Source organism: Streptomyces sp. NPDC002476 (assembly GCF_042889785.1).
Lineage (GTDB): Bacteria > Actinomycetota > Actinomycetes > Streptomycetales > Streptomycetaceae > Streptomyces.
Genome location: NZ_JBIARH010000076.1, coordinates 1 through 15,372 on the forward strand (window position 1 = coordinate 1; position 15,372 = coordinate 15,372).

General features: G+C 71.4%; 11 protein-coding genes and 2 pseudogenes. 11 read left to right on the forward strand and 2 right to left on the reverse strand.

Going from position 1 to position 15,372, the window contains the following annotated elements; all coding sequences use genetic code 11:
* Positions 1 to 980: pseudogene (locus ACFYXM_RS36065) on the forward strand (IS5 family transposase); the annotation flags it as partial.
* An 81-nt stretch (positions 981 to 1,061) separates the two neighbouring features.
* Positions 1,062 to 1,313 (forward strand): hypothetical protein, encoded by a 252-nt coding sequence (locus ACFYXM_RS36070; protein ID WP_389295965.1) that lies wholly within the window; start codon positions 1,062 to 1,064, stop codon positions 1,311 to 1,313.
* Between the two features lie 66 nt (positions 1,314 to 1,379).
* Here the strand turns inward: ACFYXM_RS36070 and ACFYXM_RS36075 are convergent, their stop codons facing one another.
* Positions 1,380 to 1,895, reverse strand: a complete 516-nt coding sequence (locus tag ACFYXM_RS36075) for a hypothetical protein (RefSeq protein WP_389295968.1) — start codon at positions 1,893 to 1,895, stop codon at positions 1,380 to 1,382.
* Between the two features lie 211 nt (positions 1,896 to 2,106).
* On the opposite strand from ACFYXM_RS36075, the pseudogene ACFYXM_RS36080 reads away from it, so the two are divergent.
* The 3 genes and pseudogenes from ACFYXM_RS36080 to ACFYXM_RS36090 all read left to right on the forward strand — a co-directional run.
* Positions 2,107 to 2,544 (forward strand): annotated as a pseudogene (locus ACFYXM_RS36080) (IS6 family transposase); the annotation flags it as partial.
* Between the two features lie 395 nt (positions 2,545 to 2,939).
* The gene (locus tag ACFYXM_RS36085; protein ID WP_389295970.1) at positions 2,940 to 3,770 is read left to right on the forward strand and encodes a serine hydrolase; all 831 of its coding nucleotides are present in this window, start codon (positions 2,940 to 2,942) and stop codon (positions 3,768 to 3,770) included.
* A gap of 199 nt (positions 3,771 to 3,969) precedes the next feature.
* Positions 3,970 to 5,532 carry a PucR family transcriptional regulator gene (locus ACFYXM_RS36090; protein WP_389295972.1) on the forward strand — a complete coding sequence of 521 codons (1,563 nt, stop codon included), beginning with the start codon at positions 3,970 to 3,972 and terminating at the stop codon, positions 5,530 to 5,532.
* A 216-nt stretch (positions 5,533 to 5,748) separates the two neighbouring features.
* Here ACFYXM_RS36090 and ACFYXM_RS36095 read toward each other — a convergent pair whose 3' ends face one another.
* Positions 5,749 to 7,389, reverse strand: coding sequence for an amidohydrolase (locus ACFYXM_RS36095; RefSeq protein WP_389295974.1), 1,641 nt, complete (start codon positions 7,387 to 7,389; stop codon positions 5,749 to 5,751).
* 156 nt (positions 7,390 to 7,545) lie between these two features.
* Here ACFYXM_RS36095 and gcvPA point away from each other — a divergent pair, with 156 nt between their 5' ends.
* Genes gcvPA through ACFYXM_RS36125 form a run of 6 tightly spaced genes read left to right on the forward strand, consistent with a single transcriptional unit; the run spans position 7,546 to position 14,912 of the window.
* Positions 7,546 to 8,946, forward strand: coding sequence for an aminomethyl-transferring glycine dehydrogenase subunit GcvPA (gene gcvPA / locus ACFYXM_RS36100; protein ID WP_389295976.1), 1,401 nt, complete (start codon positions 7,546 to 7,548; stop codon positions 8,944 to 8,946).
* Positions 8,943 to 10,640 (forward strand): aminomethyl-transferring glycine dehydrogenase subunit GcvPB, encoded by a 1,698-nt coding sequence (gene gcvPB / locus ACFYXM_RS36105; RefSeq protein ID WP_389295978.1) that lies wholly within the window; start codon positions 8,943 to 8,945, stop codon positions 10,638 to 10,640. Before gcvPA ends, gcvPB begins: the two co-directional genes overlap by 4 nt.
* A gap of 4 nt (positions 10,641 to 10,644) precedes the next feature.
* Positions 10,645 to 11,838, forward strand: coding sequence for an ATP-NAD kinase family protein (locus tag ACFYXM_RS36110; RefSeq protein ID WP_389295980.1), 1,194 nt, complete (start codon positions 10,645 to 10,647; stop codon positions 11,836 to 11,838).
* A gap of 26 nt (positions 11,839 to 11,864) precedes the next feature.
* Positions 11,865 to 12,632 carry an SDR family NAD(P)-dependent oxidoreductase gene (locus ACFYXM_RS36115; RefSeq protein WP_389295982.1) on the forward strand — a complete coding sequence of 256 codons (768 nt, stop codon included), beginning with the start codon at positions 11,865 to 11,867 and terminating at the stop codon, positions 12,630 to 12,632.
* Positions 12,633 to 12,661: 29 nt separating this feature from the next.
* Positions 12,662 to 13,603 (forward strand): 3-hydroxyacyl-CoA dehydrogenase family protein, encoded by a 942-nt coding sequence (locus tag ACFYXM_RS36120; RefSeq protein WP_389295984.1) that lies wholly within the window; start codon positions 12,662 to 12,664, stop codon positions 13,601 to 13,603.
* Positions 13,596 to 14,912 carry an MFS transporter gene (locus ACFYXM_RS36125; protein ID WP_389295986.1) on the forward strand — a complete coding sequence of 439 codons (1,317 nt, stop codon included), beginning with the start codon at positions 13,596 to 13,598 and terminating at the stop codon, positions 14,910 to 14,912. The genes ACFYXM_RS36120 and ACFYXM_RS36125 overlap by 8 nt, the downstream gene beginning before the upstream one ends.
* Positions 14,913 to 15,372 lie beyond the last annotated feature (460 nt).

The window sequence follows — 15,372 nt, forward strand, 5'->3', positions numbered from 1 at the left end:
ACGAAGAGTGGGAGTTCATCGAGCCGTACCTGCCGATCGGCGAGTACGGCCCGTACCCCGAACGCCTGCGGCAGCAGTTCGAGGGCGTGATCTGGATTCAAGACCGGCGGCCAGTGGCGGGAGATGCCGCAGGAGTTCGGCGCCTGGTCGACCGTCTCCAACCGCTTCCGGCAGTGGCGTGACGCCGGCGTATTCGAAGCCCTGCTGGAGGGCGTGATCGCGGAGGCCGCGAAGCGGGGCGAGGTCGACCTGTCGCTGGTCAGCATCGACTCCACCACCGCGCGCGCCCACCACGACGCAGCCGGAATGCACCTGGACCCAGATGTCCTCACTGCCCTGGAGAAGGCCGCCGCCGAGGAGAAGAAGGCCAGGTCAAAGGGGGCGACCTCGAAGAACAAAACGGACGGGACGCCGAAGAGGATCCCGAACGGGAGGAGCGGCGACGCGTCCGGCGACGCCGCAAAATCCGGCTGAAGACAGCTCTCCTGGGACGGTCGCGGGGCGGGCAGACCAGCAAGGTCCACCTCGCCGCCGACCGCAAGTGCCGTCCACCGGCGTTCGTGCTGACCGCGGGACAGGCAGCCGACAGCCCGCAGTTCACCCCCGTGCTGGGCAAGGTCCGGGTCCGCGGCCCGGCCGGCCGCCCCCGCACCCGGCCCGACGCCGTCGCCGCAGACAAGGCCTACTCGTCTCGCGGAAACCGCGCTCACCTGCGCAGACGCGGCATCAACGCCGTCATCCCCGAGAAGCGGGACCAGGCCGCGAACCGGAAGAAGAAGGGCTCTGGCGGCGGTCGGCCCGTCAGCCACGAAGCGGACCTGTACAAGGAGCGCAACACCGTCGAGCGGCTGATCAACAAGTTGAAGGCCTGGCGGGGCATCGCCGGCCGGTACGACAAGACCCCGGAGAGCTACCTCGCCGGCCTCCACTTGCGAGCCTCGATGATCTGGATCAAAGACCTCACCAGGACGACCAGTTGACCACGACCCAATACGCGCCCTAGCAGCGGGGCCAGACCTGCGGCAGGGCCCTGCCGCACGCGGTGTCCGTACGATCTGGGAATGACGACCCGCCGCCGGCTGGGGCCTGGCCCCGCCGAACACCGCTCCCCCGCTGCGACGGACACCCCCGGCCCCGCTCATCCCCGGGTCCATGCGGCCGACGCTGATCTGGACGGGGGCACGCTGTACCGCCCCGACCTCGACTCGCTCGCCGACATGCGCGCCCGCGGAGTCCTTGGCCAGCGCCCCGCGGCGCCGGACCCCGCCCCTCGCGCGTACGGCCATGGCGCAGGGGCACAGGCGGAGAGCTGACGGGGCGACCGCAGACCCGGGGCGGAGGGTGCTGCCCGGACAACTTGCCCTGCTCCTGTAGGGCTGTCAGGTGCGTATGCCGGCTGTAGGCGACGCTTCGGGTCCGGCGGGAGCGATCGCGTCGTTCACGGTGGCCACCGGGACCTCAGTGGGCGGGGTGTCCTTCTGGATCCGGTCGACCACAGGGGCGATCGCGGCGTACATGCGCTGCGCCATGGGCCTGTCATCGCCACGCGCGAAGAGGCCGCCGCCGATGTCCATCGCGAGTTGGTCGAGGTAGTCGACGAGCTGGGTGCCGGTCAGCGTGATCTCGACGAGGCCACGCTCGCCCTGCGAGCCCGGCAGCTTGCGCGGCTTGGCGTCGTCGAACGACTCGGCACCGTACTCGGGGTGGCTGGTGCGATCCCACAGGTCACGCGTGCAGGTGATCTTGAAGGAGGCCACGCCTACCGCTTTGTTGATTCGCTTTTCATGCCCGGCCGGCGGCTCGCCGTCGCAGCCGGCGGCCAGGGCGAGGGCGGCGGCGAGCAGTGCGGCGGCCCGGGCGATGCGGATTACCTGGGGGCGGTGCTGTGTGGTCACCGGCCGATCTTCGATCGTCGTCCTCCTGGCGTGTGGGACTTTGGATGTGGATCGACGGAAGAGGCGAGCCCACCTCCCCGGCGGGCTCTGTCACGTTGGCTGGCGGGGTGGGATGATCTTCGGGTTGATCACGGTGGAGGGGGCTGTTCGTGGGGAGCGCGTCCCTGTCGTACAAGGGGCATCGGTACCCAGTGGAGGTGATTCGCACTGTGTGTGGCTGTACTTTCGCTTCCCGCTCAGTTTCCGCGAGGTCGAGGAGCTTATGCTCCAGCGCGGCGTGATCGTCTCCCATGAGACCGTCCGCCGCTGGTGCGCCAAGTTCGGGCAGGTCTACGCCGACGGTCTGTGCCGCCGTCGGCCCCGGCCCGGCGACAAATGGCACCTGGACGAGGTGTTCGTCAAGACCAACGGGGAGCAGAAGTACCTGTGGCGGGCCGTCGACCAGGACGGCAACGTCTTGGACATCCTCGTTCAGAGCCGCCGGGACAAGGCCGCGGCCAGGCGTTTCCTGCGTCGTCTGATGAAGAGGACCGGTGCGGTGCCGAGGGTGATGGTCACCGACAAGCTCCGCTCCTACGGCGCGGCCCACCGTGAGGTCATGCCCTCCATCGAGCACCGCTCACACAAGGGGCTGAACAACCGGGCGGAGATTTGGTGAATATCACACGAAATCAAAGCCCACCTGCCACATATTTCACCCTATATGTCCAGAATGCCCGATCGCGAGCCACGTATCGTCGCCGTTGGCATGTGAATTCTTAGAATTCGATCCGGTACGACTGAGCCCCGACTCCCACTCATCGATTCTCCGCAGCCCGAACAGATACCAGGGCGGCAATCTGCTGAAGCCCGGTTGGGCTGAGCGATTGTCAGCAATCACAGCGGGAGCCGACCCTCAGCCGACCCCACAACACGCGGCAAGGTGACCTTCAACACGCAGCGGGACAGGACACAGCCTTCATGTATGGATCACGAATATTGGCCTGCTCGCGGCGCTCTCTGACCATTGCCCTGACCGCAAGCTCCTTGCTCACCGTATTGACCATGGCAACCCCGGCCTCGGCCGACACCGCCAGTGCCAGTGCCAGTGCCAGTGCCACGGTGGGCGGTGCGAAGCTCTTCTGCACCTCGAAGAGACCGGGCCTGGCCTCCGAGGTTTCCCATGACATCACCAGTGCTCTCAGCGGGCGAGAGGGCACAACGTCCCTGGCTCTGTACGACCGGATCACCGGAACCACCTGCGAGCTCAAGGCCGACACGCATTTCGACTCCGCCAGTGTGGTGAAGGTTTCAGTGCTCGGATCACTGCTGCGGCAGACCGAGGAGGCACACCGGAAACTGACTCCGCGGGAGGTGGAACTGACCACCGCCATGATCACCAAGTCGGACAACGACTCCACCTCGGCCCTCTGGCACCAGATCGGCGCCGCCGGCTTCAGAAGGTTCCTCGCTCTGGCACAGATGCGGCATACCGTTCCCGGCTCCGGGAAGAGCTGGGGCCTCACCCAGATCACCGCCGGTGACCAGCTCCGGCTGATGCAGCTACTGACGACGGAGAACGCGGTGCTCGGCCCCGCGTCGCGCGGCTACGCCCTCGATCTGATGAATCACGTCACGCCCGGCCAGAAGTGGGGGGTGCCCGCCGGATCACCCGCCACGGCAACGGTGCACGTCAAGAATGGCTGGCTGCCGCGCACCGCCGGCGGATGGCGGGTTCACAGCGTGGGCGCCTTCACCGGCGGCGGTCACGACTACGGCATGGTTGTCCTCTCCACCGGCAGCCGCACCATGGACTACGGCATAGGAACCATCGAAGGAGCGGCCCGCGTCATCCACCACGACCTGAGCGGCGCGGGTTCTGCGGCGAGCCGCTGACCGGAGGGCTACCGGGCCCGGCTGATGCTCCAGGCATCGGCTACGACACCGAGCACCGGACTCCGCACCGTCCAGCAAGGTGGACGTCCGAAGGGCCAGCGGCTCAGGTCACGCCTGCCCGTTCCCTGGTCGGAGCCAATGGCCGCTTGGGGGTCGGAGCTCACCTTGGGGGCTTGACGGGCGTGGCACACTCCGAGGCATGATCACGCTCAAGGACGTCCTCGCGCTGCCGGGTCTCGGGCTCGGTCTGATCGACGGCGACGGGGCCGGGGGCGGGACGACCGACGCGCTCGGCCGTGAGGTGCGCTGGGCGCACGTGAGCGAACTGGAGGACCCGACGCCCTGGCTGCTCGGCGGTGAACTGCTGCTGTCCACCGGGCTCAACCAGTTCGAGGACGCGGCGCAGACCTTCGCCTACTGCGAGCGCCTGACGCGGGTGGGCGTCGCGGCGCTCGGGGTGAGCACCGGCGCGAGCCTGCCGCACCCTGAGCTGCCCGCCGTGCTCCTGGCCGGGTGCGCCGCGGCCGGCCTGGCCTTGGTGCACGTGCCCGAGAACACCGGGCTGCAATCGATCATCCAGGCCGTTTCGGACGCGCTGAACGCCGAACATACGGAGCCGATGCGCCGTGCGCTGCTCGCCCAGCGGAATCTCGCGGATGCCGCCGCGCAGGTCAAGGGACCGGATGCCGTGCTGGCGGGGATGGCCGAGACGAGTGGCATGCACTCGGTCCTGTTCGACGGTGAGATGCGGGTCGTGGCCGAGTGTGGCAGCGCCGCTCTGGACCTCGCCGAAGTGCGCCGCACGGTCCGGGCACGCCTGCTGAGCTCGTCCCCGTGGTCGGTCGCGATGGACGTCGGCGAGTGGACGATGACCATCGTGCCGGTGCTGGCCTCGGGGACCATGCGCGGCATTCTCGTCGTGGCCAAACCGGGCGCGTGGACCGAGTACGACCGTGCCCTGCGGTCCATGGCCCACTCCCTGCTCGCGGTCCTCCTCGAACTGCGGTATCGGGCCGGGCAGAGGCGGTGGGCGACGCGTGCGCAGGCGTTCGACGCCCTTCTCGACGGCACCGGAGAGGCGTCCGAGGCGGAGGAGCGGCTCGTTCGGGCCGAACTCGGTTGGGTGACCCGGGTGCAGGTCATCACCACGGCGGCGATGGAGAACCCGGGGCGCCGGGCGGCCTTCGTGGCGGGGCTTCAGGAGCTGGCCGCCGATGTCCTGGTCCGCTCGGCGGGCGGGACGACCCAACTGGGGCTTCTTGACCCCGACGACGGTGCCGAGAGCCGGGCGGAGGCGCTGGCCGCAGAGTGCGGCATCGCCAGGGCGGGCATGAGCCGCCCGATGCACCGGGCGGAAGGGCATGTGGCGCTGCGTCAGGCCGAGCGGGCCTACCACTCCGCCGACACCCGCGGTGTGCCGTTCGTGGTGCTGGAACGGTTCGGCGGATACCGGGCGCTGCTGTCCCTGGGGAGCGGCGCGGACCGGCAGGAGTACGCCCACCAGGTTCTCAGCCCGCTCATGACCCCGGAGGCGCGGGGCACGGACCTCTACGGGGCGTTGCGCGCCTACGTGCGCTCCGCCGGGAACACCGAGGTCGCCGCAGCCCATCTGGGGGTGCACCGGCACACCGCGCGCGCCCGGCTGCGCCGTGTCGCGGAGCTGACGGGGCTGGATCCGACGCGGGCACTGGATCTCTTCGAGCTGTGGCTCGCGGTGGAGATCCGGGAGCTGTTCGGGGAGCGTGAAGCGGCCGACGGCTGAGCGGGCGGTGCTGCCGCCGGTGCGCCGTCCGGCGGCGGGCCCGCGCCGCTGCCGTGCCGCGCCTCCGTACCCGCACCGCCGCGCCCCGCCGGGACGGCGTCCGGTGCCGCGCCGGGACGGCGTTCCAGTGCCACGCCGACGCGATGCCGGGGTCGCGACCGGCCGGGTCCGCCGTCAGGCGTCAGGCGTCAGGCGTCAGGCGTCAGGCGTCAGGCGTCAGGCGAAGATGCCCTGCGGGTCGTACTCCGCCACGCCGCCCACCACCGTGGCCAGGACCGGCGTGCCGCCGATCTCCTCGGTCGCGCAGGTGGTGATGTCCCGGCCGAGGACGACCAGGTCGGCGAGGTGGCCGGGGGCGAGGCGGCCGAGTTCGTGGTCGGTGCGCTGCGCGTACGCCGAACCGACGGTGTAGGTGCGCAGCGCCTCCAGCACCGGCACCGCCTCGTGGCCGTTGAAGAGCCGGCCCGACGGCGTGCGCCGCTCGACCATGGACTGGATCGCGGGAAGCGGGCCGCCGTCGGCGACGACGGGCCGGTCCGAGCCGCTGGCGACCACGATGCCGCGTTCGGCGAACGACGCGTGCCGGTATGTCCACGGCAGGCGGTCCTCGCCGAGCACGGAGGCGACTCCGTCGCCCAGTTCGGCGACGAACCGGCCCTGGGTGGACGCGATGACTCCGAGCCGGGCGAACCGGTCGAGCTGTTCGGGACGGACCACGGAGGCGTGCTCGATGCGGTGGCGCGGGTCGGGGCGGGCCCCCGTGCGGGCGACCGCGTCGAGCACGTCCAGGGCCACATCGACGGCGTGGTCGCCGATCGCGTGGACGGCTAGTTGCCAGCCCGCGGCGGCCGCGTCCACGGCAGTACCGGTGAGCTCCTCGGCCGTGAACTGCATCATGCCCGCGTGGTCGTGGCCGCAGAAGTTCGCCGTCATCGACGCGGTCCGGCTCATCAACGCGCCGTCGGTGAACATCTTCAGCGGTCCGATGCGCAGCCGCTCGTCGCCCAGGCCGGTGCGCAGGCCGAGGTCGAGCCCGCGCCGGAACGGGTCGGTGTCCGCGCTGGCCAGCGTGTGCAGGTTCTCCATCGCGATCATGAGCTGGACGCGTTGGCGGATCGCGCCCTCCTCGACGGCCCGCTGGTAGACACCGCCCTCGACCGGGCTCGACCCGACGAGCGGGGAGTCTCCGATGCCGGCCTCGGAGACCGAGGTGAGTCCCTCGGCGAGGTAGACGCGGGACGCGGCGCCGAGCGCGTCGATCAGATCGCGCTGCGGGAACGGCTTGCGCAGTCCGCGGAACTCCGCCATCGCCCGCTCGGTGACCAGGCCGGTGGGCGTGCCGTCGGCATGCCGTTCCACCGTTCCGCCCTCCGGGTCCGGGTACGTCGCCGCCATCGCGCCGACCGCCTCGAAGACCGCGGTACTGGCGACCAGCAGATGGCTCGTGCGGTGCAGCAGCAGGACCTTGCGGCCGCCGCCCGCGCGGTCCAGCTCCTCGCGGAGCGGATGGCCCCCCAGCACCGTCTGGTCGTATCCCGAGCCGGTGATCCATGCGTCGGGGGCCGCCTCGGCCGCCCGTGCCGCGATCAGGCCGAGGAGTTCGTCCCGCGAACGCACTGCGCTGCAGTCGATCTCCCCGAGGCGCTGGCCGAACTGCGCCATGTGGTTGTGCGAGTCGTTGAACCCGGGGACCACGGTCGCGCCGCCGACGCGAACTTCACGCCGGGCGCGCATCCCCTCCACCTGCTCGTCCAGGCCGACCACCCGTCCCCGCCAGATCCCGACACTGCGGGCGAAGGGGCGGTCGTCGTCCATCGTGACGACGTGGGCATCGGTGAGCAGTAGGTCGAGTTCCATGCGCGTCACCCTAAGCACACCCCGCCGAGCCGGGCGCTGGACATCCTGTACATCCGCGTTTCCTCCTTCGCTGCTCTGTACAGATCGGACCGGCGGGAAGTTGTGGCTGACTTCTCGGGTCACCCGACCTGGGACCGCGAAAGGCACGGCACACAGATGGGCGCACCACCCGCACACCCGTACATCCCCAATGCGGCGGCGGACACCGAGCGCGCGATGCTCGACGTGATCGGCGTCGCCGACGTCGACGAACTCCTCGCCTCGATCCCCGCGAAGCTGCGCATGAGCCGCCCGCTCGACATCGGGCCGCCGCTGACCAGCGAGTACGAGCTGTCCCGCCACATGATGGGCCTGCTCGGGCGGAACGCCACCGTCGATGAGAACCTGTCGTTCCTCGGCATGGGCTGCTACGACCACTGGGTCCCCGCGGTCTGCGGCGAGGTCAACGGCCGCGCCGAGTTCCTCACCGCCTACGCCGGCGAGGCCTACGAGGACCACGGCAAGTGGCAGGCCCTCTTCGAGTACGTCTCCCTGATGGCGGAACTCTTGGAGATGGACATCGTCAACGTCCCCACCTACGACGGCTTCCAGGCCGCCGCGACCGGCCTGCGGATGGCCGGGCGGATCACCGGACGCCCCCGGGTGCTGGTGACCGGCGCAGTGCTCCCGGACAAGCTCGGCAAGATCGAGGGCTATCTGGACGGCGTCCTCGCGGTGGACATGCTCCCCGTCGACCCCGCCACCGGTCTGACCCGGCCGCAGGACGTGGCCGCGCGCCTCGGCGACGACGTCGCCGCGGTCTACCTGGAGACCCCCAACGCCTATGGCGTCCTGGAGCGGCACGCCCGTGAGATCGCGGCTGCCGCGCACCGCGCCGGCGCGATCGTGGTGTGCGGGACCGACCCGCTCGCCCTCGGCTTCGTGGACCCGCCGGCCCGCTGGGGCGCGGACATCGTCTGCGGTGACATCCAGTCCCTCGGCCTCGGTCTCCACTATGGCGGGGCGCACGGAGGGTTCATCGCCACCCACGACGACGAGCGGTTCGTCTTCGAGTTCCCCTCCCGGCTCTTCGGCCTCGCGCCGACCCGGAAGGCTGGCGAGCTCGGGTTCTGCGACGTCGCCTACGAGCGCACCTCCCTGGCCCGCCGGGAGGAGGGCATCGAGTGGGTGGGCACGGCCGCCGCCCTGTGGGGCATCACGGCCGGCGTCTACCTCTCCCTGATGGGACCCGGCGGCATGGCCGAGCTCGGGGCCGGGGTCGCGTCCCGCACCCGGTACGCGATGCGCAGCCTCGCCGAGGCCGGAGCCGAGGTGCTGCACGCCGACGCCCCGCACTGGCGCGAGTTCGCCGTCCGCTACCCGGGCCGCACCGTCGCCGAGGTCGACGCGCTGCTGCGGGAACGCGGGATCTTCGGCGGCGCAGAGCTGCCGTCGTCCCTCCTTCCCGGCACCGGCGGACCGAGGGACGGCGGGACCGCCCTTGTCTGCGTGACGGAGAAGCACACGACCGCCGACATCGACCGGCTGGCCGGCGAGCTGAAGGAGATCCTGCGATGACCGACCGGGCGACCATCCATGACGAGGCCGCAGACAGGGCCGCCCTGGCCGGTGCCGCGGACGGCCGGTGGCAGGCGCGCAAGGGCCTGCGGCGCGAATACCACGCCCCCCGCTGGGACGAACCCGTCATCTTCGAACTCGACGACCGGGGCCACCGCGGGATCGCTGTCCCCGGCACCGACGACGCCCTCGCCACCGCCCTGGCCGACGCTCCGGAGGAGGCGGTACGACGCGCGGATGCGCCCGCCCTGCCTCGGATCGGGCAGTCGCAGGTGCTGCGGCACTACCTCCGCCTGTCGCAGGAGACCCTCGGCGCCGACCTCAACGTCGACATCGGCCAGGGCACCTGCACCATGAAATACAGCCCGAAGGCCAACGAGCGGTTCGTCTCCGCACCGGGCAGCGCCCGGCTGCACCCGCTCCAGCACCCGTCCACCGTCCAGGGCGTGCTGGAGATCCTCGCCGGGCTCCAGGACATCCTCCGCGAGGTGTCCGGCATGGACGCGGTCTGCCTCCAGGCGGGCGCCGGATCCGCGGCGATCTACGCCAACGTCAAGACCGTGCAGGCGTACCACCGGGCCCGCGGCGAGCACGAGCAGCGGGACGAGATCATCACCACGGTCTTCTCCCACCCGTCCAACGCGGCGACCGCTCGGACCGCCGGCTACAAGGTCATCACCCTCTACCCGGACGAGACGGGGTTCCCCGACCTGGACGCGTTGCGCGGGGCCGTCTCGCAGCGCACCGCGGCCCTGTTCATCACCAACCCCGAGGACACGGGCATCTTCAACCCCCGGATCACGGAGTACGTCGAGGCCGTGCACGCGGTCGGCGGGGTCTGCGTGTACGACCAGGCGAACGCCAACGGGCTCCTCGGGATCACCCGGGCCCGCGACGCGGGCTTCGACCTGTGCCACTTCAATCTCCACAAGACGTTCTCCACACCGCACGCCTGCGGCGGCCCCGCAGCGGGCGCGATCGGCGCGACGGACGAGCTCGCCCCGTTCCTGCCGGGCCCGCGCCTGATGCGCGGCGAGGACGGGCTCGGCTGGGAGGACGGCGGCGCCACGGCAACGGCCTCCGTCCGCCCCTTCTACGGCGTCGTGCCCAACCTGGTCCGCGCCTATGCGTGGGCCAGGGCGCTCGGCGGCGAGGGACTGCGGCAGGTCGCCGAGACCGCGATCGTCAACAACAACTACGTCCTGGCCTCGCTCGCCGACGTCGACGGTCTCTCCGTGCCGTACGCGCAGGGACAGCACCGCATCGAGCAGGTGCGCTATAGCTGGGCGGAGCTGACCGCGGAGACCGGCGTCACCAGCGGTGAGATCGGCGCGCGGATGGCCGACCACGGCATGCATTACTGGACCAGCCACCACCCGTACGTGGTGCCGGAGCCGGTCACCCTCGAACCGACCGAGTCCTACTCCCGGCGCGAACTCGACGAGTACGTCGCGGCGATCAGGCAGACCGCCCACGAGGCCCGGACCGACGCGGAGCTGGTGCGGGCCGCCCCGCACCGCAGCTCGATCCACACCGTCGACGACGAGGCCGTCGGCGACCCGGACACCTGGGCGACCTCCTGGCGCGCCTACCGGCGCAAGTACGAGGGCGAGGTCTTTCCCGAGCCCGAGCGCTGGCAGGCCCCGGCGGACCTGCCGCTGCCCCAGCGACCGCCCAAGGCGAAGCACCGGTGAGCACATGCCGACCGTAGGACTCCTCATCAACCCCGTCGCGGGCATCGGCGGCCCGGCCGGGTTGCGGGGCAGCGACGGCGCCGAAACCCAGCGGCGCGCCCGCGAGCGCGGCGCGGTCGCGGCCGCGCCGCGGCGGGCCCGGGACGCGCTGGCCGCCCTCGTCGAGGCCTGGCCCGACACACCCGTGCTCACCGGGGGCGGTGGCCTGGGCGAGGACGCGGCCCGGGACGCGGGTTGCCACGTCGGGGTGGTCCACGGGGCTCCTGCGGGCACGACCACTCCCGAGGACACCCGGCGCACCGTCACCGCACTGCTGGACCGGGGCGTCGACGTCGTCCTCGTCGCGGGCGGCGACGGTACCGTACGGGACGTCGCAGCCGTCTACCGGAACGCCGCGGGCGCCGCCGGAGCCGACGGCCAGGGCCTGCCCCCGGTCGTCGGCGTACCCGGCGGCGTGAAGATGCACTCCGGCGTGTTCGCGCGCTCGCCGCGGACCGCGGGACTGCTGGCGGCGGAGGTGCTGCGCGCCGCGGCCGCCGGGCGCGCCGTGACGACCCGCCAGGCGGAGGTGGTGGACCACGACGAGGAGGCCCGGCGCGCCGGGGTGCTCTCCACCTCCCTCCACGGCCACCTGCCCGTCCCGGCCCGGACGGCGGGGTTGCAGGGAGGCAAGGTGGGGGCCGGCCGCTCCGGGGGCGACGCCGCCGGGATCGCGGGGCTCGCGGCCGAGTGCGCCCGCCGGATGCGGGAGCACGACCTGTGGGTTCTCGGACCGGGCACGACCGTCGCCGCCGCCGCCCGCGCCCTCGGGGTGGACAACACCCTGCTCGGGATCGACGTGGTGGACGGCGGGACGATGGTCGGCCGCGACGTGGACGCCCGGCGCCTGGCGGATCTCACCGCCGGTCGGCGTCCGCAGCTGCTCCTGTCCCCCGTGGGCGGACAGGGCATGATCTTGGGGCGCGGAAACCAGCAGCTGGACGCGGCGTTCCTCGCGCGCCTGCGACCGGCGGACCTGCTCCTCGCCGCGACGCCCGAGAAGCTGGCGGCGCTCGCCGGCGGGCCGTTGTGGGTGGACGTTCCGACGCCGGAACTTGGTGATCTCCTCGCTGGCCACCACCGGGTGGTCACGGGGTGGCAGCAGTACGCCGTGTTGCCGGTGCGCAGCGCGAACGCGGCCGGGACCGACGCCGCATGACGACCTCGACGAGGGAAGGACACACGATGAACGACACACCCACTGCGGCGCGGGGGCGCCCCGTGGCGATGGTCACGGGAGGGGCGGGGGGCTTCGGCTCCGCAAGCTGCCGCCGCTTGGCCGCCGACGGCTTCGCCGTCGCGGTCAGCGACCGGGACCTGGCTGCCGCCGAACGGACGGCGGCCGGAATCGACGGCGCGTTCGCCGTCGGACTGGACGTCACGGACGCGGATGCCGTTCGGGCGGGTGTCGACGCCGTACTGGGGTGCCACGGCCGCCTGGACGTCGTCGTCAACAACGCGGGCGTCGCCCCGCCGGGGACCTTGTCCACCACCGGACTCGAGGCGTTCGACGCCACGCTGGCGATCAACCTGCGTGGTGCCTATCTGGTGACGGCCGCGGCCATGGAGGCGCTGACGGCCAGCCCGCGCGCCCGTGTCGTCATGATCGGCTCCCGCACGTGGCTGGCCGGCGGCAACCCCGCCTACTCGGCGAGCAAGGCCGGAATGGTGGGCCTGTGCCGGTCGGTGGCGCAGGACCTCGCCCCGACCGGCGGGACGTGCAACGTGGTGGCCCCCGGTCCCGTGGACACCGGGTTCGTCGACGCCATGGGCATGGGCGACACCCGGCGCGAGAACTTCGAGCGGTATGCGCGCATGACGCCCCTCGGCCGGGTCGCGACGCCGGAGGACATCGCCTCGGCGGTCGCGTTCTTCGCGTCGCGGGAAGCCAGCTTCATCACCGGCGAGACGCTCAATGTGGCGGGCGGGCTCCAGCTCGCCCCGAAGCTGTGACCGCCATGGGCGCCCGTCCCGGAGGAGAGATGCAGGGCGCCGCGACCGCGGCCACGGGTGCCACCACGACCCCGGACCGGAATTCCTCGACGGTCCCCGACCTCGGTGCCGCCACGCTCCTGGTGCTCGGCGCGGGGAAGATGGGCCTGGGCCTCGCGGAACTGGCCGTCTCCCGCGGTCATGCGGTCCAGATCGTCGAGCCGGACCCCGCGTCCGCACGGCGGGCGCGCGAGCGGCTGGCCACCGCTTCCCCCGACGGCACTGCAGGCCGGGCGCGCGTGGTCGGCAGCCTCGCCGAGTGCGTCCCCGCGGACATGGTCGTCGAGGCCGTGCCCGAGGACCCGGTCCTGAAGACGGAGATCCTGCGGAAGGCCGAACGGCTGGTCGCCGACGGCGGCCTCCTCGCGACCAACACCAGCTCGCTGGCGGTCACCGAGATGGCCGCGGCCCTGGACCGGCCAGAACGCTTCTGCGGAATGCACTTCTTTCAACCGGTGCCCACCACGCCGCTCCTGGAGGTGATCCGCACCCCGCAGACCGGCGACGTGGCCGTCGCCACCGCCTCCGCGTGGGCGCGCCACCTCGGCAAGACGGAGATCCGCTGCGCCGACTCCCCGGGCTTCGCCACGAGCCGTCTCGGAGTGGCGATCGGGCTGGAGGCGATGCGGATGGTCGAGGAGGGCATCGCCCCACCCGAGGACATCGACACCGGGATGGAACTCGGCTACCGGCACGGTGTCGGACCACTGCGCATGAGCGACATGGTCGGCCTCGACGTCCGGCTCGCCATCGCCGAGCATCTGGCGGCCACCCTCGGCCCCCGCTTCGAGCCGCCGCGGATCCTGCGCGACATGGTCTCCGCCGGACAGCTCGGCGAGAAGACTGGTCAGGGATTCTTCCGCTGGCCGCACACCCCCGACTCGCCCACCACGGCGGCCCTCACCAGCGAAGGCGGAAGACCTCATGACTGACACGACGGCACCCCCCAGAACGGCCGACGAGACGCCACGGCGCACCGTCTCACCCCACAAGGTGGCCTTCGCCAGCTTTATCGGCACCAGCATCGAGTGGTACGACTTCTTCCTCTACGGCACGGCGTCCGCGCTCGTCTTCGGGGACCTGTTCTTCCCCACCGGCGACCCGCTGATCAGCACCCTGCTGGCGTTCGCCACCTTCGGCGTGGGATTCGCCGCCCGCCCTATCGGCGGCGCGGTCTTCGGCAGCCTCGGCGACAAGCTGGGCCGCAAGAAGGTCCTGGTCGTGACGCTGCTGGTGATGGGCGCGGCGACCGCGGCGATCGGCCTGCTGCCCACCTACGGGCAGATCGGGGTGGCCGCGCCGGTCCTGCTGGTGCTCCTGCGTCTCGTCCAGGGCTTCGGGGTCGGCGGCGAGTGGGGCGCGGCCGCGCTGATGGCCGTCGAGCACGCGCCCAAGGGCCGCCGGGGGTTCTTCGGGAGCATGCCGCAGATGGGCGTGCCCGCCGGCACGATCCTGTCGACGGGCGCCTTCGCGCTCATCAACCGCATGGACGAGCAGACCTTCCTCTCCTGGGGCTGGCGCATCCCGTTCCTCGCGAGCTTCCTGCTGGTCATCGTGGGGCTGCTGATCCGGGTCTCGGTGGAGGAATCCCCGGAGTTCGAGAAGCTGGTGAAGGAGAAGAAGCAGGTCGCGATGCCGCTGCGCTCCGCGGTCCGCGACCACTGGCGCGTCATCCTGCTCGCGGGCGGCATGCGGTTCTCGGAGAACTCCGTGTTCTACGTCGTCACCGTCTTCCTGCTCAGCTACGGCACCACCGCGCTCGGCCTCGAACGCGCGGCGCTGCTCAACGCGGCGCTCATAGCGGCGTTCGTGGAGATCCTGACGATCCCGTACTTCGGGGCCGCGTCGAGCCGCTTCGGCGCACGGCGGATGTACCTGTCCGCGGCGGCGCTTTCGGTGCTGCTGGCGTTCCCGTTCTTCCTCACCGTCAACACCGGCAACATGGTGGCCGTCACGATCGCCATGATCGTCACCATCGTCGTGGCCTGTGTGATGTACGCGCTGCAGCCCTCGATGATGGGCTCGCTGTTCCCGGTGGAGGTGCGCTCCAGCGCGGTATCGATCGGATACCAGGTCGCCGCAGTGTTCGCGGGCGGTCTGTCCCCGTTCATCGCGACCGGCCTGTACGCCTGGTCGGGCGAGCAGTGGTGGCCCATCGCGGCCTACATGATGGTCATGGGGCTCATCACCTGGATCTGTACCCACCTCGCCACGAAGCGGTACGGCGGCCACCTCGCCTGACCGCTCCCGCGACTCGTGCGGCACGGAGCCGACGCGCCCGTGCCCCGGTGCGCTCCGGAATCCGCCTCCTGCGGCCCCGGCCCGCCCCTCGCCGCTCCGGCCCGCCCGCTCCCTCGCAGCGCCACGAGGGAGCGGGCGTGCCCGTGCCCCTTGAGGTCTTCTCCCACCGGCGTCCGGAGTGCTTGCCCGACCGAATCATGGCCTTGGCGGCGGCGATGGCGTCAGCCGGGACTGAAGTTTCCCCGTGATCTCGGACACGTGATCGTTATGCCGCGAGGGCATGCTGATGCCGCTGCCTGGTCTCGGCCGGGGTGAGATAGCCGAAGGTCTTGTGCTTGCGCAGGCGGCGGCGGTTGTAGAAGGTCTCGATGACCCTGTTGCCCAATTGAGTGAAGCTGCCGTGATCGCCTGTCGCGTGGCATTCCGGTTCGCGAGTGTGTGGTGCAGGCGGTTTCGAGGG